This is a genomic window from Terribacillus sp. AE2B 122 (assembly GCF_902497585.1).
Classification (GTDB): domain Bacteria; phylum Bacillota; class Bacilli; order Bacillales; family Amphibacillaceae; genus Terribacillus; species Terribacillus saccharophilus_A.
Genome location: NZ_LR700942.1, coordinates 889,128 through 914,980, shown reverse-complemented (window position 1 = coordinate 914,980; position 25,853 = coordinate 889,128). Strand labels below are relative to the sequence as shown.

Here is a 25,853-nt window from a genome sequence, read left to right as displayed (position 1 = left end):
TTATCTTTCGTTAAATCATAGCTTGTACTAATTAATTCATGGATTTCTTTCTCGGGAACAGTATCGTCTAATATTATAGAGTTCCAATGTTCCTTATTTAAGTGATAAGCAGGTACTATAGAATCGTATTCATTTCTGAGTTGTTCATTCATACCAGGTTCGTTTTTTACATTAATCCAGATTCTGTTCTCTCTCTCGAATATCCAAGCAAATGTTTTATCATTATTCTTATGTCTTATAAGTGTCCAATTATCATCTCGAAAAGGTTCATCTTCATAAACATCTTTATACTCTTTGCAATAGTTTATAGCTTCTTGTCTGTTCTTCATAATTAATCAACTCCTCAGTGTTTATATATCCAATTTCTTTTATAAAGATCTCCCAAGAAGAAAGGATTCTCTTTGAGAGTCGAATAGATTTTCCGCGTATAATATTTCAATAAACAGACCATCTAGTACAGATAAATAGCTATTCACAACATCTTCAGGCTGCTTGTGAATTTTAGCAATTGATAGTTAGCTCGGTTAAAATCTTACCCACTTTACTTATCAATAAAAGATGTCGCGTTCATATAGTCCTTGGTTCTTCACCGACTCCATCTGACGGCCTTCATTTTGATCTTTACTACTTACACGTATATACCCAAACTTCCTAACTTCCATACTATTAATCATGGATTATCAGAAAAGGGGATATATTGTATATCCATTCCCTGGATCGATTCGGAAGGAAGAGATATTACAAGAGTGGAATGACATTACAAAAAATATCCAAGCGGATATTATCGTACTTGATATGCCCTTATTAAATACTACGCAATATAAGGACAGTAGGGGAACCTTTAAAGCTGATTTAGTATTACAAAACCTTTCATGGATGGCTTAAGAAGAACGTGACCGTATTCGAAAGCGTCACCGAGAAGGAATTGATGTTGCTTTACGGAATGGTGTGAAGTTTGGTAGACCGAGGATAGAAAGTATCGACGGTTACTCCAGTTCACCCAATCTCTATACGAGTAGGATTTTTCAAATATCTATGGCATAGATTTTCAGCTTCTTTAGGCAGAGTAGCGGAAAAAGATAGTATGTTAGGATATATAACATTTCATTCGTTTTCATAAGGCGTATACGTTATCTTTAAAAGGATAGAAGCTCAAATATAGTAACGCTCATAAAATCTAAACAACTTGTATGGTATGGGGGAGTAACTATGGAAATTAAGGAAGTTACAGTTATTGAAGCGTATAAAGAAGAACTAGCAAGTTTATTTCAAACGGTAGTCGCTGATGGCGCATCGATGAACTATTTGCATCCGATGAGCGATGAGACTGCAATAAGCTACTGGAATTCTGTACTCTCTGAACATGTTCGGCTTTTCATTGGGCTGATTGATGGTCAAATTGCTGGGACTGTTCAGCTGCACTACAGCGACAAGGAAAACGGGCAGCATCGTGCAGAAATCGCTAAATTGATGACCTGTACGAAAGCCAGAAGGCAGGGCGTCGCTAGAAAGCTGCTGCAGTATGCAGAGCAAGCAGCGAAGCAAGACGGCAAAACATTACTTTTGCTTGATATGGAAAAAGAAGGACCTGCCAATCGGCTTTATCAGTCAGAAGGTTATGTGCTATTCGGAGAAGTGCCGGATTTCGCCCAGGATGCATTTGGGACATATCTTGCAGGCAACTTTTATTATAAGACAATAAAATAAGGAAGTGCGCTGCTACAGCGCACTTCCTTATTTATTTTTCAAACGCTTTGCAAAGGACTCATCTGGCGTAACATACAACGTCTTTTGTTGATCGTATGTTACAAAGCCAGGCTTCGCACCGTTTGGCTTTTTCACGTGACGAATCTTTGTATAATCGACGGGTACCGAAGAAGAAAGTTTGGATTTACTGAACCAAGCAGCCAGTTTTGCTGCTTCTTCTAATGTTTCCTCGGAAGGTTCAGTCGCGCGGATAACGACGTGGGATCCTGGAATATCCTTCGTATGAAGCCAAGTATCCTGCTTGTGAGCAAGCTTCATCGTCAAATATTCGTTCTGCTTGTTATTATGTCCTACGAGGATTGTTGTGCCATCTGTCGCGGTATAAGTTTCCGGCTGTGGCAGGTTCGGTTTTTTGTTCTTTTTCTGCTGTGCTTTTGCCTTTAGATAACCTTGCTCGCGCAATTCCTCACGGATCTCTTCGACATCCTGCTCCCGAGCACCTTCTACTTGCTGGATGAGCTGATCAAGATAATCAATTTCTGCATTCGTTTTCTCAAGCTCCAATTCCACCATCGTACGCGATTTCTTTAACTTGTTGTATTGCTTGAAATAGCTTTGCGCATTTTCACTTGGTGTTTTATGCGGGTTGAGTGTAATGGTGAGCTGCTGCTGATCTGGATCATAGTAATCTGTGACGACAGCTTCTGTATCACCTTGTTTGATTTGATGCATATGAGCAGTTAGCAGCTCTCCGCGACGCTGGTAGCTGTCGGCTTTTTCTGCTTTTTTTAAGGTATTTTCATGGATAGAAAGCTTTCGGATATTCTTATCTCGTTCATTTTTCAGGAAACGAATCAAGTCGCCAGCCTGCTGTTTAACACGATCGCGTTCTGCTTTTCCAGAGTAAAAAGCATCAATCAATTCACTCATCGAATTGTACTGTTCTCGCACACCCTCGATGCCTGCAAGATCCATAACGTAGAAGTCTTCTTTCTTTCCTTTAAAGTAAGTAGGCTCATAGTCGTCTTGCTTCAGCTTATCAATGAAATGTGTGTAAACCTGGGCGTATTTCTCTTTATCACCCATATAGGCCTGCTCAGCCATTTCATTGGCCAAAACAGGAGATACACCTTGCAGCATAGTCAAAATCTGTTTGTTCATCTGGCCGGTATTGAAGTCAAGCTTCCGGGCAAACTCGGCTGGTTCCAAGGTGAACGGGTTCAGCTTCTCCTGACTAGGAGGAAGCTTGTACGTCTGACCGGGAAGAATGGTCCGGTGCCGGTTCACACTAGATGAAATATGTTTGATGCTGTCGATGATCATATCCGTTTCATTATCGACCAGCATGATATTGCTGTGTTTTCCCATCACTTCCATGATGATTCGTTTTGATGTCTGGTCACCAAGCTCATCTTTGCTTACGAAACTAAGCTGGATGATTCGTTCATTTTCGAATTGCTCTACTTTTTCCAGGAACCCGCCTGCAAGATGCTTGCGAAGAAGCATACAAAACATAGGAGGATTCTGGGGATTCTGATAGCTATCGTTTGTAATATGCACTCGTGCATAGCTTGGATGCGCCGACAATAATAGTGCGTGATTCTTCCCTTTGCTGCGGAAGGTAAGCACGATCTCCGTATCAGTCGGCTGGTATATTTTTGACAGACGGCCAGTTGCCAATGTGTCATCGAGCTCTTTGGCCATCGCTCTAGTTACTATTCCGTCAAATGCCATATGTTTCACCTCATTCTCTGCTAGTATAGCATTTTATCGGACAAGCACGCATACATTTACTTTAGAAATAAGGGTGGAGGTATGCAAAGTGCGATGGTATCAGATTTCAGCAGAGGAAACAGCTAAACAGACATATTCCGACACACATAAAGGACTTAGCACAAAGGAAGTACAGCAGAGGCTGAAGCGGGATGGAAGAAATGAATGGAAAGAAGAAAAAGGAGTTTCCCAGCTTGCACTATTTTTCGGACAATTTAAAGACTTTATGGTTCTGGTGCTTCTCGCAGCGACGGTCGTCTCTGGACTATTAGGCGAGTATATCGATAGCATTGCCATCCTGCTGATCGTTCTGTTAAATGCGCTAATCGGTTTCTTTCAGGAAAGGAATGCCGAAAAATCTCTCAGCAAACTGAAGGAATTAAATGCTCCGATGGCGCGTGTGCTGCGGGATGGACAATGGGCGAGGATATCGTCAGCAGAACTAGTCGTTGGTGATGTCGTATCGTTGACCGCAGGTGATCGGGTGCCTGCTGATCTGCGCTTAGTTAGTGTGACAAGTCTGGAAACGGAGGAATCTGCACTTACCGGAGAATCATTGCCAGTTGCCAAGGTGACGGAGAAATTGCAAGCAGATCAGCTAGGGCCTCAGGATCAGCTTAATATTGCATTTATGAGCTCACTTGTGACACGGGGCGGTGGAACCGGAATTGTCATTGGAACCGGTTCAAATACGGCAGTTGGGCAAATTGCTGAGCTGCTTGTTGATACAAAACGAAAGCAGACTCCGCTTGAACGAAGGCTGGAGAAACTCGGAAAGGTACTTATTGTCATTGCCTTGCTTCTCACTGCATTAACAGTTCTTGCGGGAGTTTATCGGGGCAATCCGTTATACGAGATGCTTATTGCAGGTGTCTCACTTGCAGTAGCTGTAATCCCAGAAGGTCTTCCGGCAATTGTGACGGTTGCTCTTTCACTTGGTGTGCAGCGTATGATCAAACAAAAAGCTATCGTCAGACGGCTGTCTGCTGTGGAGACGCTTGGTTCAGCTACAGTCATCTGCTCAGATAAAACGGGAACACTTACAGAAAATCAAATGACAGTCAAAGAGATTTTCCTTGATGGAAACACCTATACGGTAACAGGGGATGGCTACGATCCATCCGGTGGATTTTACCGGGGCGGAAAAGAGACGAAGGAAGAAGCACTTTATCAGCTTCTTCGCTATGGCGTCCTGTCGAGTCATGCAAAGGCATTCCGAAAAAAGAAGCGCTGGATGATTGATGGTGATCCGACTGAGGGAGCACTTGTAGTCGCAGGGAAGAAAGCGGGAATTGAAGCGGATGACTTGTCCAGTTATAGCATTGTGCATGAAATACCCTTTGACAGCAAACGGAAACGGATGACTGTTTTGGTCAAAACACCAGAAGGAAAACTGATTGCGATTACGAAGGGAGCACCAGATGTTTTAATAGAAAAAGCTGCGTATCATGGAGCAGAAAAAAAACTGCTTGCTGGCAAGGATAAGAAAGCATTGTATGAAGCGGTTGATCATATGGCAGCTAAAGCGCTGCGGACGATTGCTATTTGTGTCCGGCACTTCCCGGCTGGATATCAGCCGAAAGAAGAAGATCTTGAAAAAGAAATGATATTTATCGGTCTGAACGGATTGATCGACCCGCCTCGTAAAGAAGCAAAAGATGCAATCATCGATTGCCGTAAAGCTGGCATCAAGACAATCATGATAACAGGTGATCATGTGAAGACAGCAGCCGCGATTGCCAATATGCTGCATATTCTGCCTCCAGGCGGCAGAGTCGTGGAAGGCAAGAATCTGGATCACATGTCAGATGAAGAACTACAGGCAGAAGTGGATAGTATGTACGTGTTTGCACGTGTGACTCCGGAACATAAGCTTAGAATTGTCCAAGCTCTGCAGAATGTCGGTCATATTGTTGCGATGACAGGTGATGGCGTCAATGATGCACCTGCGATTAAAGCAAGTGATATAGGCATCAGTATGGGCGTAACAGGAACCGATGTTGCCAAAGAAGCAAGTGCACTTGTCTTGATGGACGACAATTTTGCCACTATCAAAGCAGCCATCAAGGAAGGGCGGACAATCTATTCTAATATAAGAAAGTTTGTGCGCTACTTGCTCGCATCCAATGTTGGTGAAATCTTGGTGATGTTATTTGCCATGATACTGGCATTGCCAATGCCGCTCGTACCTATTCAAATTTTATGGGTGAATTTAGTGACAGACGGTCTGCCAGCCATTGCCCTCGGTATGGACAAGGCAGAGGATGAGGTGATGAAGCAGAAACCGCGTCATCCGAATGAAGGGATCTTCGCGAGAGGGCTTGGTACGAAAATCGTCACACGCGGTATTCTGATTGGGTCTGTGACAATCATTGCTTTCATGCTGATGTACCAAGGAGATCCGGAAAGACTTGTGTATGCACAGACAACAGCGTTTGCTACATTAGTTATGGCGCAGCTGATTCATGTATTTGACTGCCGCAGTGAAAAATCGGTATTTGCTCGCAATCCGTTTGGAAATGGCTGGCTTATCGGGGCTGTCGTCTCATCTATCGTTTTATTGCTTGCTGTTATCTATGTCGGTCCGCTGCAGCCGATCTTCCACACGACAGATTTGATTATGCGAGACTGGTTATTGATTTTGGCACTTAGTGCTGCTCCTACTGTACTCTTCGGTTTTATAAAGAAATAAATAAAAGCATGCTGCCTAGCAACACAGGCAGCATGCTTTTATTTTTCCAGCGTTCTTGATACAGGACAAACAGCCTCGATTCTGATACACTGTGACTACTAAAAAGCCGGAGGGATTAGCTTGACGAAAAGCATGACAGGGTATGGCAGGAGTGTGGCATCCGGAAACAGTCTCACGGTCACAGCGGAATTGAAGGGTGTCAACTCCAGGTACTTGGATATCAAATGCAAGCTGTCGAAAGCGGCTGCTTTTCTTGAAACGTCTGTAAAGGATCAGTTGCAGCAGTCTGTTAGCAGAGGCAAGCTGGAACTAATAGTGGATATTGACGGCGGAGGTTTGCGAAAACGCGAATTATCCATTGATTGGGAATTAGCTGAGGAATATATGGTTAAGCTGAGAGCTATACGATCCGCTTTTGACCTTCGTGGAGACATTACGATTGATACACTGTTGTCTCAATCTGCTGACATTCTTTTGGAAGAAGCACAGCCTGAGCTGACAGAACTGCCGGACTTGGTGGAAAAAGCGTTGCAAGGCGCTTTAGAAGCCTTCATCCAAATGCGTACAGTAGAAGGCAGTGCTTTAGCAAAGGATATCCGAAACAGGATGACTGACATCCAGACGATGCTGAAGCAGCTGGCAGAGCTGCGGCCGCAGGTGATGGAAGCATACAAGCGGCGCATCGAAGATAGGATAACTAGCTACGTTGATGGTGGATTGCCGGAAAACAGCCGTCTGTATCAGGAAATAGCTCTGCTGGCCGAAAAGGGTGATATAACGGAAGAGCTTATCCGATTGGAAAGTCATTTAAATCAGCTTGCTTTAAATTTGGAGAAGACAGGGCCTGTCGGCCGGACATGTGATTTTATCCTGCAAGAGATGCAGCGTGAAGTGAATACAATCGGCTCCAAATCGACAGCTTCTTCTATCAGTATAATCGTAGTAAACATGAAAACGGAGCTGGAAAAAATAAAAGAGCAAGTGCAAAATATAGAATAGTATTGAGTTTGGTTTAAGATATAATTATAATGAATAAGATATGGTTTAATTGATGATAAAGGTATAATGATAAGAAGATGCTTCTATTAATTAAAGCTGTAGAGCGGATTCTCATGACATTATAAGACGTTTGAAACGCCAGTCAAAAGAGCAGTACAGCAAGAAGGGAGAAGCAAGATGAGTTTAAGATTGATTAATATCGGGTTCGGAAATGTTGTTTCCGCAACCAGAATAATCTCGATAGTTTCTCCTGAATCGGCTCCCATCAAGCGAATTATCACGGTTGCCCGTGATGCGAATAAGCTGGTGGATGCTACATATGGTCGGCGAACAAGAGCTGTCATCATCACAGATAGTGATCACGTCATCCTTTCGGCTGTACAGCCCGAAACGGTGGGGCAGCGTGTCCTGCGTGACGATGAACTATCTGAGGAATAGCTAGGAGGAAGCACATGATTGAACAGAAAGGGATCCTTTTCATCCTGTCCGGACCATCCGGTGTTGGAAAAGGGACGGTAAGGAAGGCATTATTCGAACAGGACACACATTTGCGTTACTCAATCAGCATGACAACTAGAAACATGCGGCCTGGAGAACAAGATGGTGTGGACTATTTCTATAAATCGAAGGAAGAATTCGAGCGTTTGATTGGTCAGAATAAGCTCTTGGAATATGCGAGCTATGTGGACAATTATTATGGTACTCCCCGGGATTACGTAGAAGAGACTTTGGAAGCAGGTCATGATGTCTTTCTAGAAATCGAGGTACAAGGTGCTCTTCAAGTGAAGGAGAACTTCCCGCAAGGTGTCTTTATCTTCCTGATTCCGCCTAGCCTGGAGGAATTGAAGAATCGCATCGTCGGACGCGGTACAGAGACGCCGGAACTTGTGAAGAACCGTCTGAATGCTGCCCGAGACGAAATCGAAATGATGGATGCTTATGACTATGTGGTCGTCAATGATCAGCTGAATCATGCCGTCTCGAAGATTCAGTCTATTGTACAAAGTGAGCATTGCAAACGCGAACGCGTCGCAAAAGAATACAAGAAAGCATTGGAGGTTAATTGATATGATGTTAGAACCGTCTATTGATAAACTACAGGAAAAAATTTATTCGAAATACACACTGGTTACTTTGTCATCGCAACGTGCGCGTCAACTGCAGGAAACGAAGACGTCTAAAATTGCTAACCCGAAATCGTATAAATACGTTGGTATCGCGCTGGAAGAAATTCAAGCAGACAAATTGGAATATACAGAAGAATAAACGGTGAGGATGCCAGGTGCATCCGATGGAGATGCCCTCGCGATGGTGAACACCAAGCGGGGGTTTCTTTCTTATTGTGCATGAGGAGGGGGAAGTGAAATGAATGTAGCTGGAAAGACAATTTGTCTGGGAGTTTCCGGGGGCATCGCTGCATATAAGGCATGCGCATTGACGAGCAAACTGACACAGAAGGGTGCAGATGTTCATGTCATCATGACAAAACATGCAGCAGAATTCGTGACACCGCTCACGTTCCAGGCGTTATCCCGCAACCCAGTATATACCGATACCTTTGATGAAAAACACCCGGAGAAAATTGCTCATATAGATTTAGCAGATAAAGCAGACCTATTCCTGCTTGCACCAGCAACAGCTAACGTGATAGGAAAGCTTGCTGCTGGTATAGCAGACGATATGCTGACGACTACATTGCTTGCAACAGAGGCACCTGTCTACATTGCGCCTGCTATGAACGTTCATATGTACGCACATCCTGCTGTAATCCGTAATATGCAGCAGCTGGATGACTGGGGCTACCACTTTATCGAACCAGAAGCTGGTTATCTTGCTTGTGGATATGTTGGTAAAGGCAGGCTGGAGGAGCCGGAATCCATTATCCGAATCCTGGAAGAAAGAACAGAACCTAAGCGCGATTTAGAAGGTAAAAAAGTGTTAGTAACGGCTGGACCGACTCAGGAAACAATTGATCCCGTCCGTTTCTTCACGAACCATTCCTCGGGCAAAATGGGCTATGCTGTGGCAGAAGCCGCCGCTAAACGCGGAGCAGATGTAACACTTGTGAGCGGACCATCCCAGTTAACTACACCTATTGGGGTAAAACGGATAGATGTTACAAGTGCCCAGGATATGCTGGATCAGGTACTAATAGTTTACGGTGAGCAGGATATCGTCATCAAAGCTGCAGCTGTAGCTGATTATCGGCCAGTACAAACATTTGATTCTAAGGTGAAAAAACAGGATGGAAACTTGTCCATTGAAATGGAACGGACTACCGATATACTTCTGACACTCGGTCAGCGGAAGCAGCATCAGTTCCTTGTCGGTTTTGCTGCGGAAACAAATGATGCCGTAGCTTATGGCAAAGGAAAGCTCGAGCGGAAGTATTTAGATGCCATTTGTGTGAATACAGTCGGGAAGACAGGCGCAGGCTTTCAATCTGACACCAATGAAGTGATTTACTTGAATAGAGAAGGTAAGGAACAGCACCTGCCGTCTGATACGAAGAAACAGATTGCCCACCGGATTCTTGATGAGATTGTGGAAGATATGGAGGCTGACAGAAAATGAACATCGCGAAGGTTGTTGTTGACGTCCCGGCCAGTCAGACCGACCGCGTGTATGATTATTTGATTCCTGAAGAACTGATCAACGTACTCCAGCCGGGGATGCGTGTCATCGTACCATTCGGTAATCGCCGCATCATGGGTTTCGTCCTGGAGATCAGCAGTTCTGCTGAAGTGGACAAGCTAAAGGAAATTCAGGAAACAATGGATTTGCTTCCGGCACTAACACCTGAATTGCTTGATCTAGGAGTATGGATGGGGGAGCGGACATTAAGCTTTCATATCACCGCCCTCCAGGCGATGCTGCCGCAAGCGATGAAGGCCACATATCAGAAAGTACTTGTTCGGACTGGGAATATACCAGATGCATTGCTGCCGTTATTTCAGGAAGAAGATACGAGCATGTACGAGCAATTCGAGCATAGTGGTGTTCCTTTAGCGGTTTTGCAGCAGGCAATCAAAGCAGGTCAAATAGAACTGCGCTACCAAGTCAACTCGAAGGAAACGAAGAAAACAATCCGTATGATTGATGCAGTCAAATCTGTTGAAGAACTGCAAGAGGCTTTAGGCAATGTGAACGCCCGCGCTATGAAACAAAGAGCGCTCCTTGAGCATTTCATTGAAGAGCCAGGGCAGATTGCGCAGAAGCATCTGCTTGAAATGTACGAGACGACAGGCTCTACACTTAAGCCCTTACTGGATGCTGGATTACTTCGGTCATATGATAAAGAAGTACTCCGGGATCCATACAAGGATAAGCAAATTGAACGTACGAGACCCTTGCAGCTTTCGGATTCACAGGCGAAGGCTCTTGAACCGATACTTGAAAGCATCCAGTCAGAAGCACATGAAGTCTTTCTTTTGCATGGCGTTACGGGAAGTGGGAAGACGGAAGTTTATTTGCAGGCAATCCAGCAGGTGCTGGAAAAAGGACAGGAAGCGATTGTCCTAGTTCCTGAAATCGCACTTACTCCCCAGACAGTAAACCGATTCAAAGGAAGATTCGGCTCTGAAGTTGCCGTGCTGCACAGTGCTTTATCAGCCGGTGAGAAGTACGATGAATGGCGAAAAATCCAGCGCAAGCAAGTTAAGGTAGCCGTCGGCGCCAGATCCGCCATTTTTGCTCCCTTTGAAAATTTGGGAATCATCATTATAGATGAAGAACATGAAACGAGTTACAAGCAGGAAGATCACCCGAAATATCATGCCCGGGATATTGCTGTTTTCCGAGGGGAATATCATCATGCCCCGGTTGTTCTGGGCAGTGCGACACCTTCGCTCGAATCATATGCTAGAGCTGAAAAAGGCGTCTACCATATGCTGGAGCTTCCGGAGCGCGTGAATCATGCGTCGATGCCTGATTATCAGATTATCGATATGCGGGATGAGCTGCATGCAGGCAACCGATCGATCTTCGCCCGAGAATTGCTGGAACAGATGAAAGAACGTATCCGTAGAAAGGAACAGATAGTTCTTTTCCTAAACCGTCGTGGCTACAGCACATTTGTCATGTGCCGCGACTGCGGTCATACAGTCGAATGCCCACATTGCGATATAACACTCACCTACCACAGAAGCAGTGAGCAGCTCAAATGCCATTATTGCGGTTACGAAGAGCAGATGCCTTCTATCTGCCCAGCTTGTGAAAGTGATACGATACGTTATTTTGGTACAGGTACACAAAAAGTAGAAGAATCACTCACACAGCTGCTGCCGGAAGCCCGTGTCATTCGAATGGATGTTGACACGACAAGGCGGAAGGGTGCGCATGAAAAGCTGCTTGGAGCATTTGGCAGAGGCGAAGCGGATATACTGCTTGGTACCCAGATGATTGCAAAAGGGTTGGATTTCGAAAGAGTGACGCTTGTAGGTGTCCTGGCGGCAGACTCCATGCTGCATTTGCCTGATTTCCGTGCTGCAGAAAAGACGTTCCAGTTGCTGACACAGGTGAGCGGACGAGCTGGTCGGCACAGTCTGCCTGGTGAAGTCATCATCCAGACATATTCTCCGGAACATTACAGTGTTGAACTTGCTGCAGCAGGGGATTATCGTCCATTTTTCCAGACGGAAATGCAAACACGCAGAGCCTTTCAATATCCGCCTTATTATTATCTAGCTCTATTGACGGTCAGTCACCAGAACCAGGTAAAAGCAATGCAGACGACCCAGACGATTGTACAGCTGCTCCAGAAGCACCTGTCCGATCAGGTCCGAATACTTGGACCTACTCCATCGCCACTGGCGCGGATCAAAGATAGATATCGCTTCCAGTGCATGGTAAAATACAAAAACGAACCGAACCTTCGGGATGTGATCAGGAGAACCCTTCATCACTACGAAGATGCGCGGAAAAAAGAAGATTTGCAAATACACGTTGATTTACAGCCGTATTCGCTCATGTAGGAAAGGAGCTTTTTTGAATGAAACGAATTGTATTCATGGGTACACCGGATTTTGCAGTACCCGTACTTAAACAGCTGACAGAGGAAGATTGCGAGGTGGTGCTCGTTGTCACCCAGCCTGATCGCCCGAAAGGCCGCAAGCGAATCCTCACCAGCTCACCTGTGAAGGAGGAAGCTCTCAAGCATGGAATACCGGTTTATCAGCCGGAAAAAATCAAGCAGAGTTATGAAGAAATCTTTTCCTATGAGCCGGATTTGATCGTAACGGCTGCTTTTGGGCAAATATTGCCGAAGGAGCTGCTTGATTATCCGCAATTCGGATCTATCAATGTTCATGCTAGTTTGCTGCCAGAACTTCGCGGCGGTGCTCCGATCCATTATGCCATTCAGCAAGGGAAAGCTGAGACTGGCGTTACTATCATGTATATGGTAGAGAAACTGGATGCCGGTGATATGCTGCTGCAGCGTTCGGTACCTATTACAATGCAGGATCATGTAGGAACGATGCATGATAAATTAGCAACGCTTGGAGCGGAAATGGTTCATGATATTCTTCCAGATATCTTTTCTCATTCCGTGAATCCAATCAAACAGGACGAAGAGAAGGTTACATTTGCTCCAACAATCAAACGCGAGCAAGAAGTAATTGATTGGAACCGTTCAAACTGGGAAGTTTTCAATCATATCAGAGGTATGCATCCATGGCCGGTGGCTTTCACAACGTACATGGACAAGCCTTTTAAGATATGGTGGAGTGAACTTCTGGATCGTGAATATGATGGAGTGCCAGGTGAGATTGCTAGCATTGAAGCCGATGGCATTATCGTAGTTTGCGGAAACAATACAGCAGTCAAATTAACACAGGTACAGCCAGCAGGTAAAAAGCAAATGACTGCAGCAGATTATCTGCGCGGTGTCGGTAAAGAAATGCAAGCTGGAGAAAGGTTGGGCGAGCATGAAGAAGTATGAACTCCGTGATACAGCTGTTACATTGCTATCTCGTATTGGAGATCAGGGCGGCTACAGTCATTTGCTGCTGGATCAAACGATCCGGAATAAAGGTTTTGACAGCAGAGATACAGGCCTGCTAACCGAAATCGTTTATGGAACATTATCTTATAAACTGACATTAGAGTATTTTCTTCGTCACTTTGTATCAAAGAAATTGGAATCATGGGCGAAATGGCTTTTATTATCCGCTTTCTATCAAATGTACGTATTGGACAGGGTGCCTGACCATGCTGTTATCCACGAATCTGTTGAAATTGCAAAGCAGCGAGGCCATAAAGGTATCGCATCGCTTGTAAATGCTGTTCTGCGTAATGCACAGCGAAAAGGATTCCCTAAATTGGATGACATCCAAGACCCAGCCGAGCGTATTTCGCTGGAAACGAGTCACCCGAAATGGCTTGTCGAGCGATGGATTGCGCAATACGGAGAGAAGACAGCACGCGAAATGTGTGCCGTAAACCAAGTGGAGAAACCAATAAGTGTGCGCGTACAGCCAATGCTGATTACACGCGATGAAGCGATGGAAGAACTGGAGTCCCAAGGGTTTACTGTCCGTCCTTCCAGCATCAATCCGCAAGGGATCATCGTAGAAGATGGGAACATCTTGAAAAGTGATTTGTTCCTTTCCAATCAAGTGACTGTCCAAGATCAGACGAGTATGCTTGCTGGTCAGATGGTTGATGCAACAGCCGGTATGACTGTGCTGGATGCATGCAGTGCACCGGGCGGAAAGACGACACATATTGCAGAAACGATGGAGAATGAGGGCAAGCTTTATGCGTACGATCTGCATGCCAAGAAAGCGAAGCAGGTACAGCAGAAAGCCGAGAAGCTGAAGCTGACAATCATTGAAGCCGATCAGGCAGATGCACGCAACTTACATGAGCGGCACCAACCAGAGAGCTTCGATCGTATTTTACTTGATGCACCTTGCTCTGGATTGGGCGTACTCAGAGGGAAACCGGATATCAAGTACCATAAATCGGAACAAGACGTCTTATCACTTGCTTCCATTCAGGCTGATCTGCTTGAACAGGTAGCGCCGCTTTTGAAAAAAGACGGAAAGCTAGTCTACAGTACTTGTACAGTGGATCAAGCAGAAAATGAACAAGTAGTCCGAGCTTTTCTTGAGCAGCATCCGGATTTTGAAGTGGATCCAGAATTCCAGAACGATTTGCCGCAAGCAGTTAAGAAAGCCCCTGGTCTTACCGATGCTGGTTTGCAAGTATTCCCGCAGGATTTTGATACCGATGGCTTTTTCCTTGTCCGACTTGTTAGAAAAGGGTAAGAAATGTGGTAGGATAAATTTGGAGCAGCAAACAGACTGCATATAGATGAGGTGAGAAGCGTGAGAGGTTTTTTCATTACCGATCGTGGTCAGATCAGAAGTCATAACGAAGATGCAGGCGGGGTATTCTCCAATTCTAATGAACAATATCTTGCTGTCATTGCCGATGGTATGGGTGGACATAAAGCAGGTGATGTCGCCAGTCAGCTAGCTATTTCCCATTTACGCAATTGGTGGGAAACTGCTGATTCCTTCGATTCTCCGCAAAGGACAGAAGAAGCTATCAAGCAAGCAATCAAAGATGTTAATTTGCGTGTATATGAAGAATCACGACAAAGTGAAGAATTGACAGGTATGGGGACGACGATTGTTGCCGCAGTATGTACAGATGATTTTGTTACAATTGCCCATATTGGGGATAGCCGCTGCTACTTGCTTAATGAAGAAGGATTCAAGCAAGTGACAGAGGACCATTCTCTTGTAAATGAACTAGTCCGCTCTGGTGAAATAACAGAACAAGACGCCGAGCATCATCCCCGGAAAAATGTCCTGCTGCGCGCACTCGGAACGGATCAAGATGTGGAAATGGACCTTGTGTCAATCACTTGGGAAGCTGGAGATCGTCTGCTATTGTGCTCAGATGGGCTATCAAACAAATTCGATAAACAGGAGCTTTTGCAGTACCTCACATCTGGAGAAGAGATTGAACATATCGCTTCGCAGCTCGTGACGGTTGCCAATGAGCGAGGCGGGGAAGATAATATCTCCTTAATCATTGCCGATTTGGCTGATACACCTGTCCGGGAGGGTGCATAGCATGCTCGAAGGACGTACGCTGAATGAACGGTACGAAATTCACCGTCTGATCGGCGGAGGCGGTATGGCAAATGTCTATCTTGGCCAGGATATCATCCTCGATCGCGAAGTCGCCATTAAAGTCCTGAAGCTGGAATATGCAAACGATGATGAATTCATTGCAAGGTTCCATCGGGAAGCCCATGCGGCAACCAGTCTTTCACATCCGAATATCGTCACGATCTATGATGTGGGAGATGAGGATGGCATCTACTATATGATCATGGAATACGTCAGCGGAATGACATTGAAGCAATACATACAGACGCATGGTTCCATCGTGGTGCCTGATACAGTCGATATTATGAAACAAGTCACTTCCGCGATTTCACATGCACACGCAAACGGAATCGTTCATCGTGACATCAAACCGCAGAATATCCTGATTGATGATTACGGGAAAGTGAAAGTGACCGACTTCGGTATAGCTACTGCTTTGAGTGCAACGTCATTGACCCAGACGAATGCTATGCTGGGCTCTGTGCACTATCTGTCACCAGAACAGGCAAGGGGAGGTATAGCTACCAAGAAGTCCGATGTCTATTCCCTCGGTATTGTCATGTTCGAATTGCTTACCGGTCGTCTTCCATTCTCCGGTGAGTCTGCAGTCAGTATTGCTTTAAAGCATTTACAAACTGACACACCATCTGTCAGACGCTGGGCTGGCGATATTCCGCAAAGTGTCGAGAATATCGTTTTGAAATCCACGACGAAGGACCCTTTTTACCGTTACATGAGCACATATGATATGGAGACAGATTTGGAAACATGTCTGGATCCCTCCAGGGCAAACGAAGAGCGTTATGCTCCGCCTAAGGAAGATGGCGATACTACAAAAGCGATCCCGATTATTTCAGAGAAGGATCTGAACAAAGCATCGTTAGCTGATACGATCGTACATAACGGTCATACGAATCCACCGAACCAAGAAGAGCAGAAAAAGCCGAAAAAGAAGAAACGGTGGAAAGTGCTTATATGGATAACGGTCATTCTCGTATTGCTTGCAGGTGCAGGAATAGGAATTGTACTTGCAACCACGCCGAAAGAAGTGACAATGGTCGACGTTAGAGGTGACTCCTATGCAGATGCTGTCGATAAGCTGTCCGACCTTGATTTGCACGTAAAACGGGAAGCAACCGCCTCTGATACGGTAGAAGAGGGAAGCGTCGTCAAGACAGATCCTTCAGCAGGCAGTAAGATTAAGGAAGGCTCCAGTGTGACGGTTTATACAAGTATCGGCAAAGAAAAAGAAGAATTTGATGATTACGAGGGCAAGACATTCTCCCAAGTGGAAAAACTATTGGATGATAAGGGATATAAGAATGTACGATCTTACGAGGAATTCTCTGATGAACCTGTTGGTACAATCATCTCCCAAATCCAGCCTCAAGCAGGGACAAAAGTGGTTCCAGAGGATACAACGGTCATCTTTGAAGTGAGCAAAGGGCCAGAAGCGGTGACATTGACAGATTTGACAGGTATGACGGAAGAGGAAGCACAATCTTATTTAGATAAAAATGATTTGGATGGCAATTTCATTGAACAGCCGTCAGATGAAGTCGAAGAGGGTGTTGTAATTCGGCATGATCCGGGTTCAGGACAATCGATTGAAGAAAATGGCAGTGTCGATCTGTACGTATCAACTGGCCCGGAGAATTTGCCTCCTGCGACGCACACGGTTACATTTACTGTTCCTTACGAGCCTGATGATGCACAGACAGGCGAAGACGAACAGACCGAAGAAACACAGGAAGATCCTATCCCTCAGATAGTTCAGATTTATGTGGGTGACGCAGACCATGATGTGACAGAGCTCTATGATGAACGTGCTATCACAGAAGATGAGGAAATTACGCTTACACTCAGTATACCTGCTGGCGGAGAAGCTGAATATCGTGTATTGCGTGATGATGAAATTGTTTTAGAAAAAACTGTTCCGTATGAAGACAGGGAAGGTGAATAAATGCCATCAGGTAAGATTATGAAAGCACTGAGTGGATTCTATTATGTGCTTACAGAAGACGGAGAAACCTATCAATGCCGTGGCAGAGGTGTATTCCGCAAACAGAAAATAACACCGCTGGTTGGTGATCAAGTGGAATTCGAAGCGGAGACAAAGCAAGAAGGTTATGTGCTGGATGTTCGTCCACGGAAGAATGAGCTAGTCAGGCCCCCGATTGCCAATATAGATCAGGCGATCATCGTAACATCAGCAGCTCAGCCAGATTTCAGTACAGCATTGCTTGACCGCTTTCTTGTATTAGTAGAGTCAAAAGCTATCGAGCCAGTTATTTTCATTACGAAAATGGACATGCTGTCAGCAGATCAATTGTCCAGAATCGAAACTTTTAAAAAGGATTATCAACAGATCGGCTATTCCGTTGAGATGTTATCCTCCAAAGAAGAAACGAATTTAGAACAAGTGCAGCTGCACATGAAAGATAAGATCTCAGTTATAGCAGGTCAGTCAGGTGTGGGTAAGTCTTCGATGCTGAATGCTATTGATCCGCGTCTGGACCTGGAAACAAATGAGATATCCGAAAGTCTAGGACGCGGACGCCATACAACAAGACATGTGGAGCTTATACCAATCGGTGGGGGTCTTGTTGCGGATACGCCTGGATTCAGCTCATTGGAGTTCACCGAATTGGAAGCCGAAGAGCTGCCAACTTGTTTTCCGGAATTCAGAGAGCGTCAAGATGAATGTAAATTCAGAGGCTGTATGCATCACAAGGAACCTAAATGTGCGGTTAAACTAGCTGTCGAAGCAGGAGATATTCCTGAATACCGTTATACACATTACCTGCAGTTCCTAGAGGAAATTAAATCGAGAAAGCCGAGGTATTAATGATGACAAAAATCGCACCATCTATTCTTTCAGCTGACTTCGCCAATTTGGCAAATGAAATTCGAGATGTAGAAAAAGGCGGAGCTGACTACATCCATGTCGATGTCATGGACGGTCATTTTGTCCCGAATATTACAATCGGTCCCCTTATCGTGGAGGCGATTCGTCCTGTGACAAAGCTGCCCCTCGATGTACATTTGATGATCGAAAACCCGGATCAGTACATTGAAGCATTCATCAAGGCTGGAGCGGATATTATTACAGTCCACCAAGAGGCTTGCGTCCATTTGCACAGTACAATCATGATGATTAAGGAGCAAGGAGTAAAAGCTGGTGTTGTATTGAATCCTGCCACTCCAGTAAGCTTGATTGAAGAGATTTTGCCAGAGGTGGATATGGTGTTATTGATGACGGTGAACCCAGGCTTTGGCGGCCAGCGATTTATTCCTTCCGTGTTGAAAAAAGTAGAAGAGTTGTCCAGGCTTCGAGAAGCACTCGAACTCGACTTTGAAATTGAGATTGATGGCGGTGTGAATATCGAAACAGCAGGACTATGTACAGATGCCGGTGCGGATGTGCTAGTTGCCGGGAGTGCTGTCTATAATCAGGAAGATCGGGCTGCTGCAATCGCGGCAATCCGGGAAGCAGCTGAATGACGTATGAATACCAAGCTTAGTATTGGGCTTGTCGGCGGTGCGGGAAGACTGCCGGAATTACATTCTGAACATCATCATATATGGATTGGAGCAGATGCGGGAGCGCTAGCGCTGGCATCTGCTGGTATCCGAATGAAAGTAGCAGTTGGTGATTTTGATTCTGTGTCGGAAGAAGAATTGATTACGATTCGTCGATACGCAGATCAGGTACTGGTGTATCCGCCTGAAAAAGATGAAACGGATTTCGAACTTGCCATCCGGCAAGCAGAAGAAATGGGCGCCGCGACTGTGGCGGTGTATGGGGTAACTGGTGGAAGACTTGATCATGAACTAATCAACATTCAGATGCTTTATCAGCTGCTTGACAGTTTCGAGCAGGCAGTCATCATCGACTGGCAGAATAATATCCGTTTGCATCGACCTGGTACATACCGGATAGAACAAGATGATACATACCGTTATATATCATTTCTTTCCTTCTCTGAGCAAGTTACTGGTCTAACCTTGACTGGCTTTAAATATCCTTTAACAGATGCTTCAATCCATTGGGGAGAAACATTGTCCATCTCTAATGAGCTTGTTGCACAATATGGTACTTATTCATTTGCTTCAGGCATAGTAATAATGATAAAGAGCAAGGATGTTTAAAAGCTACAGCGTTAGGCTGCTTAGGAAAAAGGAGGAAGGGGATCTTATGAAATTTTATACCTTTAAACTCCCGAGGTTCATCGGTGGCTTCGTCCGCGTCATTATCGGAACGTTTAAAAAAGATTAGCACAAAAAAAGCACTCCTTTCGAGAAAGGGTGCTTTTTTTGTCGCATGCGAATGCTACCATAAAAGTATTTTAGAAATGCTATTTATACGCGTTCGATGTTACCTTTTTTAAGTGCACGAGCTGAAACGTAAACTTTTTTCGGTTTACCGTCAACAAGAATGCGAACTTTTTGAACGTTTGCTTTCCAAGTACGTTTATTAGCGTTCATGGCATGAGAACGAGCATTACCAGAACGAGTAGTACGTCCTGTGATTACACATTTGCGTCCCATGTTATCCCTCCTAATATTACGAGTTAGTTTGTAACACTAAACAAATTTATCACAACTCGGCACGTAATGCAATAATCTAACAAAAATATATCAAGAAAAATTACTTGACAGTAAACTGTTTAGCTGGCATTGTAAAAAGGGCTATTTTTAATCCGCTTTCAAATAGCGCTACCATATAGTATAGTAGGAATATATTTGATAAGCGTTAGGAGGAGCCGTATGAGCCTTCATCTGACTTCAGAAGATGGAAAAATCACGATCTCAACGGATGTGATCGCAACATTGGCTGGAAGTGCCGCGGAAAAATGCTATGGCATCGTTGGTATGGCTTCCAGACATCAATTACGTGACGGCATAGCAGAAATTCTTCGCAGGGAGAACTACTCGAAAGGGATAGTTGTAACCCAGGCGGACAACAAAGTCCAGATCGACTTACATATTATTGTAAGTTATGGAACGAAGATATCCGAGGTTGCACATAATGTGCAGTCCCAAGTGAAATATACATTGGATCGGGCATTGGGCGTACTGACGAGCTCTGTGAACATTTATATACAAGGCGTCAGTGTTTCTGCAGACTAAGATAGCCGGCAGATTTAAGGAGGAAACAGTTTGAGTGTTGGAAATGTGGATGGAAAGACATTTGCGGGGATGCTTCTGACAGGTGCACATCATCTAGCGAATAACGCGAAGACGATTGATGCGCTGAATGTATTTCCCGTGCCGGATGGCGATACAGGCACAAACATGAATTTGACAATAACGTCTGGGGCAAAAGCTGTACAAGATACCGACAGCGAAGAAGTCGGTGTGCTTGCTGCGGCCTTTGCCAAAGGTCTGCTGATGGGAGCTAGGGGAAACTCTGGTGTCATTCTCTCTCAGCTTTTCCGTGGCTTTGCCAAAGCATTGGAAGGGCAAAAGGATCTGACAGCGGGCAAGCTTGCTAATGCGTTGGATGCTGGTGTCAAATCGGCTTATAAAGCCGTCATGAAGCCAGTGGAAGGGACGATTCTTACTGTAGCGAAGGATGCTGCAGCCGCTGCGGTAGAAAAATCAAAAACTGAAGCTGATCCAATAGAGTTATTCAGATATGTAGTGAAAGCTGCCAAGGAAAGCCTCAGTCGCACGCCTGACCTCCTTCCAGTTTTGAAGGAAGTCGGTGTTGTAGATAGCGGTGGTCAAGGCTTAGTTACTGTTTATGAAGGTTTTCTTGCAGCATTGACAGGAGAACAGCTGCCTGTAGAGGTGCAGCATGGCAAGATGGAGAATCTCGTGAGTGCAGAGCATCACAAGCAAGCGCAGGATTTCTTGGATACAGCTGATATCACTTATGGCTATTGCACGGAATTTATGGTTAAATTCGAAGCAGACAAGCTTCAGGAGAACCCTTTTGATGAGCAGGCTTATCGAGAGGAATTGGACGGACGCGGGGATTCCCTGCTTGTAGTAGCTGATGAAGATGTCGTAAAGGTGCATATTCATACCGAGTATCCTGGTGAAGTGATGACATACAGTCAAGCATTCGGCAGTCTGATCAATATGAAAATAGAAAACATGCGTGAACAGCATGCGGCTATTGTTGGTACTAAAGAAAAGAAGGAACGCAATCAGCACGCCATTGTGACAGTTGCAATGGGTGAAGGTGTGAAAGCATTGTTTGAGAACCTTGGAGCAAATGTCGTCATCTCAGGCGGACAGACTATGAATCCAAGCACCCAGGACATTGCGGACGCCATTAAAACAGCTAACGCAGATTCCGTCTATATCTTGCCTAATAATAAGAATATCATCATGGCTGCTGAGCAGGCAGCTAAAATGGCAGAGGTGCAGGCGTTTGTAGTTCCGACAAAGACGATACCGCAGGGTATGCGATCATTGCTTGCTTTTGATGCTACCCAGTCACCTGATAGCAATGCTGAAGCTATGAAAGATGCAATCTCGCAAGTGAAATCCGGACAAGTGACACATGCTGTTCGTGATACGACAATCGAAGGCGTATCGATAAAAGAAGGGCAATTCATAGCTATTCAGGAAAGCAAAATCATAGCAGCTGCTTCTGATGCAGAAGAAGCGTTGGAGCTGCTCCTTGAGCAAATGGTCAGTGAAGAAGATGAATTGATAACAGTTATTCGCGGTGAAGACGCGGAAGACACTGATGATCGCTTGGAGGATTTTGTTGAAGGAACATTCCCTGAAGCAGAATTAGAGATTCATGAAGGAAATCAGCCTGTCTACACGTACTTGGTAGCAGTTGAATAATGATGGAGAAAGCTCCTTGACGGGAGCTTTTTTCATTGGTAGCAGTAGGAACATATGTGTGATACATGCTAAAATAGAAGAAGAAGGAGTGAGCCTATGAAATATCAATCCGTATTCGATATTATCGGACCGGTCATGGTCGGTCCATCCAGTTCACATACTGCCGGGGCCGCCCGTATTGGCCGCGCCGCAAGACTCATTTTTGGAATAGAGCCGACTTGGGCTACGGTCCATCTGTATGGATCATTCGCGAAAACGTATCGCGGTCATGGTACAGACCTAGCTATTGCTGGTGGTCTGCTTGGCTATGATACAGATGATGATCGAATCAGGTTCGCATTGGAAACAGCCGAAAAACAAAATATTAAAATCGAATTCATTGAAGATACAGCTGCTACGGAACATCCAAATACAGCAAGAATTAAGCTGGGAACAAAAGACAGCAGCATGGAGCTGGTCGGTATTTCTATCGGCGGCGGAAAAGTAGAAATCACAGAGCTAAACGGCTTTGAACTGCGTATGTCAGGTAATAAGCCCGCTATTTTGATCATGCATAATGATCGTTTTGGGGCGATAGCTTCCGTGACTCAAATTTTAGCGCAGCACGAGATAAATATAGCGCATATGGAAGTTTCCCGGAAGGATGTCGGGAAGGATGCGCTTATGGTAATCGAGACGGATCAAAACGTGGAGGATGATGTGATGCAGGTTTTAGAAAAAGCTCCACACATTAACCGTGTATCCCGCTTGATGAATTAAACAGGAGGAATGAATATGTTTCGCAATGTAGCGGAATTGCTTGAACAAGCGAATGCAGACAGTATATCTATTTCAGAAGTGATGATCCGCCAGGAAATGGATATACATCAGCGTTCCCGTGAGGAAGTCATGGGCCAGATGGAACGGAACCTGCAAATCATGGAAGAAGCAGTAGAACGCGGATTAAAGGGGGTTACATCCCATTCTGGTTTGACAGGAAATGATGCTGTATTACTTCAGCAATATATGGCGAAGGGCAACACGCTTTCTGGTCATCTGCTTTTAGATGCTGTCAGTAAAGCAGTGGCGACGAACGAAGTAAATGCTGCAATGGGGATGATTTGTGCTACGCCAACGGCAGGAAGTGCCGGATGTGTACCAGGAGCTCTCTTCGCGGTTAAAGAAAGATTAAATCCTACCCGGGAACAAATGATTCGTTTTTTGTTCACAGCGGGTGCTTTCGGATTCGTTGTGGCCAACAATGCATCCATCAGCGGTGCTGAAGGTGGTTGTCAGGCGGAAGTAGGCTCTGCTGCGGCGATGGCCAGTGCAGCTGTGGTGGAAATGGCTGGCGGTACACCAGAACAGAGTGCCGAAGCATTTGCGATAACGTTAAAAAACATGCTCGGACTTGTATGTGATCCAGTCGCTGGGCTGGTAGAAGTACCGTGTATTAAACGAAACGCTGCTGGTGCATCTAATGCAATCGTATCTGCTGATATGGCACTTGCTGGAATTACAAGCAGAATACCTTGCGATGAGGTAATTGGGGCTATGTACCGGATCGGTAAGAGTATGCCATCAGCCCTTCGAGAAACTGCAGAGGGTGGTCTGGCTGCCACGCCGACGGGGCGCAGATTGGCCGATATGATTTATGGGATAACGAAAGGGAAAGAGTGAGGAATGTGTTAAAGCAACCGGTTGATCAAGTCAAGGGAATCGGTGCAAAGCTTGCGGAAGGATTGGCGAATATGGGGATCTTCACAGTCGAAGATCTCCTTTTTCATCTGCCGTATCGGTATGATGTCTTCGATGTCCAGCCGTTAGCTGAACTGATTCATGATGATAAAGTGACGATTGAAGGTGAAATAGCCTCACCGGCTCAAGTGCAATATTACGGACGGAAAAAGAACAAACTAACTGTAACGCTCTTGGTTGAGAATGTTGCAGTGAAGGCGATTATGTTCAATCGTGCATTTGCCCAGAAACAGCTTATGCCGGGCAAAAAGGTAACGATGACAGGTAAATGGGATCAGCATCGTCTGCAGCTTACTGTCAGTAACTTCAAGGTTGGCGGAGCAGATGAGCTGACTCCTGTGCAGCCAGTCTATGGTGTGAAAGGTACAGTGACAGTTCGACAACTGCAAAAAAGCGTGAAGCAGGCGCTGGAACAGTATGATGAAGACATCGAGGAAATTCTGCCAGCGTCATTTTTAACATCATATAAAATGCCAGATCGAAAAACAGCATTGCATTATATGCACTTTCCGCCTGACAGACAGGCGCTGGCTCATGGTCGTAGACGATTCACATATGAAGAATTTTTATTGTTCCAGCTGAAAATGCAATTTATCCGAAAACAAAAACGAGAAGCATCTGCTGGAGGAAGCTTAGCTTATGATCACGAGCAGGTACAAGCTTTTGTAGCCACTCTTCCTTTTACGTTGACGAACGCCCAGCAGCGTGTGCTGAAGGATATTATGCGGGACTTACATTCTTCCTACCGAATGAACCGTCTCTTACAAGGAGATGTTGGATCTGGTAAAACAGCTGTCGCAGCTGTTGCCCTTTATGCGGCAGTTACAGCAGGTAAACAGGGTGCGATTATGGTTCCGACAGAGATTTTAGCAGAACAGCACGCCCAGTCATTAACTAGTATGCTGGATGGTTTTGCCACAGTAGCACTGCTCACTGGTAGTGTCAAAGGCAAGCGCCGGAAAGCAGTCCTCGAACAGATTGTAAATGGAGAAGTAGACATTGTTGTCGGGACACACGCACTGATTCAGGATGAAGTACATTTTAAAGATCTTGCTCTAGCTATTGTTGACGAACAGCATCGATTCGGTGTTGCACAGCGCCGGACACTTCGAGATAAAGGCCTTCATCCGGATGTTCTGTTCATGACTGCTACGCCGATTCCGCGGACCCTGGCCATCACTGCATTCGGAGATATGGATGTATCAGCTATAGATGAGATGCCAGCAGGGCGTAAAGAAATAGAAACGTATTGGGTTAAGGAAAATACGATAGATCGGGTGCTGGATTTCATCCGGAAAGAAGTCGCGGCCGGTCATCAGGCGTATGTCATAAGCCCACTGATTGAGGAATCGGACAAGCTGGACATCCAGAATGCCGTCGATCTTCATCAGATGCTTGCTGCTGTTTTTGAGCCGGATATTCGAGTCGGGCTCATGCATGGACGCTTGCCATCTGATGAAAAAGACGCGGTTATGAAGGAATTCGCCGACAATGAAACCCAAGTTCTTGTGTCTACCACAGTAGTAGAAGTTGGCGTGAACGTTCCGAATGCCACGCTGATGATCATCTATGATGCAGAACGATTCGGGCTATCTCAGCTGCATCAGCTACGGGGGCGTGTAGGTCGCGGAGATGCACAAAGTTACTGTATATTAATTGCCGAACCAAAAGGGGAAATTGGGAAAGAACGCATGCGCATCATGACAGAAACAACGAATGGATTTGAGCTGTCTGAGCAAGATTTACAGCTACGAGGTCCTGGTGATTTCTTCGGGAAAAAGCAGAGCGGGATACCGGAATTCAAGGTTGGTGATATGGTGCACGATTACCGGGCGCTTGAAACAGCGCGTAAGGATGCAGAGCAAATCATTTCAGAAGAAAGATTGGAAAATGACCCCGCTTATCGCAATTTATTGCAAGCGCTGGATACAGAGTTTGCACTGAACGGGAATGTGCTCGACTAAAAACGGCTGTTGCAAATTCTGGTCTGCTATTATATATTACTTTTA

At 45.2% G+C, this 25,853-nt stretch carries 24 protein-coding genes and 2 pseudogenes; 22 read left to right on the top strand and 4 right to left on the bottom strand.

What is annotated here, in order from left to right; translation table 11 throughout:
- Together AE2B122_RS04655 and AE2B122_RS19130 are read right to left on the bottom strand one after the other, a co-directional pair.
- Positions 1 to 329, bottom strand: a 329-nt coding sequence (locus AE2B122_RS04655) for an MmcQ/YjbR family DNA-binding protein (RefSeq protein ID WP_175073298.1), incomplete at its 3' end; no start/stop codon positions are given.
- A 170-nt stretch (positions 330 to 499) separates the two neighbouring features.
- Positions 500 to 662, bottom strand: a pseudogene (locus AE2B122_RS19130) (recombinase family protein); the annotation flags it as partial.
- A 14-nt stretch (positions 663 to 676) separates the two neighbouring features.
- Here AE2B122_RS19130 and AE2B122_RS19125 point away from each other — a divergent pair.
- Both AE2B122_RS19125 and AE2B122_RS04650 read left to right on the top strand, forming a co-directional pair.
- Positions 677 to 990: pseudogene (locus AE2B122_RS19125) on the top strand (recombinase family protein); the annotation flags it as partial.
- 219 nt (positions 991 to 1,209) lie between these two features.
- Entirely contained in the window at positions 1,210 to 1,707 is a 498-nt protein-coding gene (locus AE2B122_RS04650) for a GNAT family N-acetyltransferase (protein ID WP_175073203.1), read from the top strand.
- Between the two features lie 27 nt (positions 1,708 to 1,734).
- On the opposite strand, the gene AE2B122_RS04645 is transcribed toward AE2B122_RS04650, so the two are convergent.
- On the bottom strand, positions 1,735 to 3,441 hold the full coding sequence (locus AE2B122_RS04645) for an NFACT family protein (RefSeq protein WP_095270348.1): 1,707 nt from the start codon (positions 3,439 to 3,441) through the stop codon (positions 1,735 to 1,737).
- A gap of 88 nt (positions 3,442 to 3,529) precedes the next feature.
- Here AE2B122_RS04645 and AE2B122_RS04640 point away from each other — a divergent pair, with 88 nt between their 5' ends.
- The 15 genes from AE2B122_RS04640 (at position 3,530) to spoVM (ending at position 19,576) form a co-directional block, all read left to right on the top strand.
- The gene (locus AE2B122_RS04640; RefSeq protein WP_175073202.1) at positions 3,530 to 6,172 is read left to right on the top strand and encodes a cation-translocating P-type ATPase; all 2,643 of its coding nucleotides are present in this window, start codon (positions 3,530 to 3,532) and stop codon (positions 6,170 to 6,172) included.
- A 120-nt stretch (positions 6,173 to 6,292) separates the two neighbouring features.
- Positions 6,293 to 7,171: a YicC/YloC family endoribonuclease gene (locus tag AE2B122_RS04635; protein ID WP_095270342.1), complete on the top strand. Its 879-nt coding sequence runs from the start codon at positions 6,293 to 6,295 to the stop codon at positions 7,169 to 7,171.
- A gap of 177 nt (positions 7,172 to 7,348) precedes the next feature.
- Positions 7,349 to 7,609: an extracellular matrix/biofilm regulator RemA gene (gene remA, locus AE2B122_RS04630; RefSeq protein WP_038560050.1), complete on the top strand. Its 261-nt coding sequence runs from the start codon at positions 7,349 to 7,351 to the stop codon at positions 7,607 to 7,609.
- A 14-nt stretch (positions 7,610 to 7,623) separates the two neighbouring features.
- A complete protein-coding gene (gene gmk / locus AE2B122_RS04625) occupies positions 7,624 to 8,238 on the top strand; it encodes a guanylate kinase (RefSeq protein ID WP_095217612.1) in 615 nt (204 codons plus the stop codon).
- Position 8,239: 1 nt separating this feature from the next.
- On the top strand, positions 8,240 to 8,437 hold the full coding sequence (rpoZ, locus tag AE2B122_RS04620) for a DNA-directed RNA polymerase subunit omega (RefSeq protein WP_095217613.1): 198 nt from the start codon (positions 8,240 to 8,242) through the stop codon (positions 8,435 to 8,437).
- A 99-nt stretch (positions 8,438 to 8,536) separates the two neighbouring features.
- A complete protein-coding gene (coaBC, locus tag AE2B122_RS04615; RefSeq protein ID WP_175073201.1) occupies positions 8,537 to 9,745 on the top strand; it encodes a bifunctional phosphopantothenoylcysteine decarboxylase/phosphopantothenate--cysteine ligase CoaBC in 1,209 nt (402 codons plus the stop codon).
- Complete coding sequence (gene priA, locus AE2B122_RS04610) at positions 9,742 to 12,144, top strand: primosomal protein N' (RefSeq protein WP_095270337.1); 2,403 nt, start codon at positions 9,742 to 9,744, stop codon at positions 12,142 to 12,144. The genes coaBC and priA overlap by 4 nt, the downstream gene beginning before the upstream one ends.
- Positions 12,145 to 12,161: 17 nt before the next feature.
- Positions 12,162 to 13,112: a methionyl-tRNA formyltransferase gene (gene fmt, locus AE2B122_RS04605; RefSeq protein ID WP_095270335.1), complete on the top strand. Its 951-nt coding sequence runs from the start codon at positions 12,162 to 12,164 to the stop codon at positions 13,110 to 13,112.
- Positions 13,099 to 14,442, top strand: a complete 1,344-nt coding sequence (rsmB, locus tag AE2B122_RS04600) for a 16S rRNA (cytosine(967)-C(5))-methyltransferase RsmB (RefSeq protein ID WP_095270333.1) — start codon at positions 13,099 to 13,101, stop codon at positions 14,440 to 14,442. Before fmt ends, rsmB begins: the two co-directional genes overlap by 14 nt.
- Positions 14,443 to 14,502: 60 nt before the next feature.
- Positions 14,503 to 15,258 carry a Stp1/IreP family PP2C-type Ser/Thr phosphatase gene (locus AE2B122_RS04595; protein ID WP_095270331.1) on the top strand — a complete coding sequence of 252 codons (756 nt, stop codon included), beginning with the start codon at positions 14,503 to 14,505 and terminating at the stop codon, positions 15,256 to 15,258.
- Position 15,259: 1 nt separating this feature from the next.
- Positions 15,260 to 17,260 carry a Stk1 family PASTA domain-containing Ser/Thr kinase gene (gene pknB / locus AE2B122_RS04590; protein WP_095270329.1) on the top strand — a complete coding sequence of 667 codons (2,001 nt, stop codon included), beginning with the start codon at positions 15,260 to 15,262 and terminating at the stop codon, positions 17,258 to 17,260.
- The gene (gene rsgA, locus AE2B122_RS04585) at positions 17,261 to 18,145 is read left to right on the top strand and encodes a ribosome small subunit-dependent GTPase A (RefSeq protein ID WP_095270327.1); all 885 of its coding nucleotides are present in this window, start codon (positions 17,261 to 17,263) and stop codon (positions 18,143 to 18,145) included.
- A gap of 2 nt (positions 18,146 to 18,147) precedes the next feature.
- Positions 18,148 to 18,801 carry a ribulose-phosphate 3-epimerase gene (gene rpe, locus AE2B122_RS04580; RefSeq protein WP_175073200.1) on the top strand — a complete coding sequence of 218 codons (654 nt, stop codon included), beginning with the start codon at positions 18,148 to 18,150 and terminating at the stop codon, positions 18,799 to 18,801.
- 3 nt (positions 18,802 to 18,804) lie between these two features.
- Positions 18,805 to 19,449, top strand: a complete 645-nt coding sequence (locus tag AE2B122_RS04575) for a thiamine diphosphokinase (protein WP_175073199.1) — start codon at positions 18,805 to 18,807, stop codon at positions 19,447 to 19,449.
- The gene (spoVM, locus tag AE2B122_RS19470; RefSeq protein ID WP_369679055.1) at positions 19,442 to 19,576 is read left to right on the top strand and encodes a stage V sporulation protein SpoVM; all 135 of its coding nucleotides are present in this window, start codon (positions 19,442 to 19,444) and stop codon (positions 19,574 to 19,576) included. The genes AE2B122_RS04575 and spoVM overlap by 8 nt, the downstream gene beginning before the upstream one ends.
- An 83-nt stretch (positions 19,577 to 19,659) precedes the next feature.
- Here spoVM and rpmB read toward each other — a convergent pair whose 3' ends face one another.
- Positions 19,660 to 19,848, bottom strand: a complete 189-nt coding sequence (gene rpmB, locus AE2B122_RS04565) for a 50S ribosomal protein L28 (protein ID WP_038560076.1) — start codon at positions 19,846 to 19,848, stop codon at positions 19,660 to 19,662.
- A gap of 219 nt (positions 19,849 to 20,067) precedes the next feature.
- Here rpmB and AE2B122_RS04560 point away from each other — a divergent pair, with 219 nt between their 5' ends.
- The 5 genes from AE2B122_RS04560 to recG all read left to right on the top strand — a co-directional run bounded on the left by AE2B122_RS04560 (position 20,068) and on the right by recG (position 25,808).
- Complete coding sequence (locus AE2B122_RS04560) at positions 20,068 to 20,430, top strand: Asp23/Gls24 family envelope stress response protein (protein WP_095270323.1); 363 nt, start codon at positions 20,068 to 20,070, stop codon at positions 20,428 to 20,430.
- A 30-nt stretch (positions 20,431 to 20,460) separates the two neighbouring features.
- Complete coding sequence (locus AE2B122_RS04555) at positions 20,461 to 22,107, top strand: DAK2 domain-containing protein (protein WP_175073198.1); 1,647 nt, start codon at positions 20,461 to 20,463, stop codon at positions 22,105 to 22,107.
- 96 nt (positions 22,108 to 22,203) lie between these two features.
- A complete protein-coding gene (gene sdaAB, locus AE2B122_RS04550; RefSeq protein WP_175073197.1) occupies positions 22,204 to 22,866 on the top strand; it encodes an L-serine ammonia-lyase, iron-sulfur-dependent subunit beta in 663 nt (220 codons plus the stop codon).
- A 15-nt stretch (positions 22,867 to 22,881) separates the two neighbouring features.
- Complete coding sequence (gene sdaAA / locus AE2B122_RS04545) at positions 22,882 to 23,766, top strand: L-serine ammonia-lyase, iron-sulfur-dependent, subunit alpha (RefSeq protein WP_175073196.1); 885 nt, start codon at positions 22,882 to 22,884, stop codon at positions 23,764 to 23,766.
- A 5-nt stretch (positions 23,767 to 23,771) separates the two neighbouring features.
- Positions 23,772 to 25,808 carry an ATP-dependent DNA helicase RecG gene (gene recG, locus AE2B122_RS04540; protein ID WP_254593409.1) on the top strand — a complete coding sequence of 679 codons (2,037 nt, stop codon included), beginning with the start codon at positions 23,772 to 23,774 and terminating at the stop codon, positions 25,806 to 25,808.
- Positions 25,809 to 25,853: the final 45 nt, after the last annotated feature.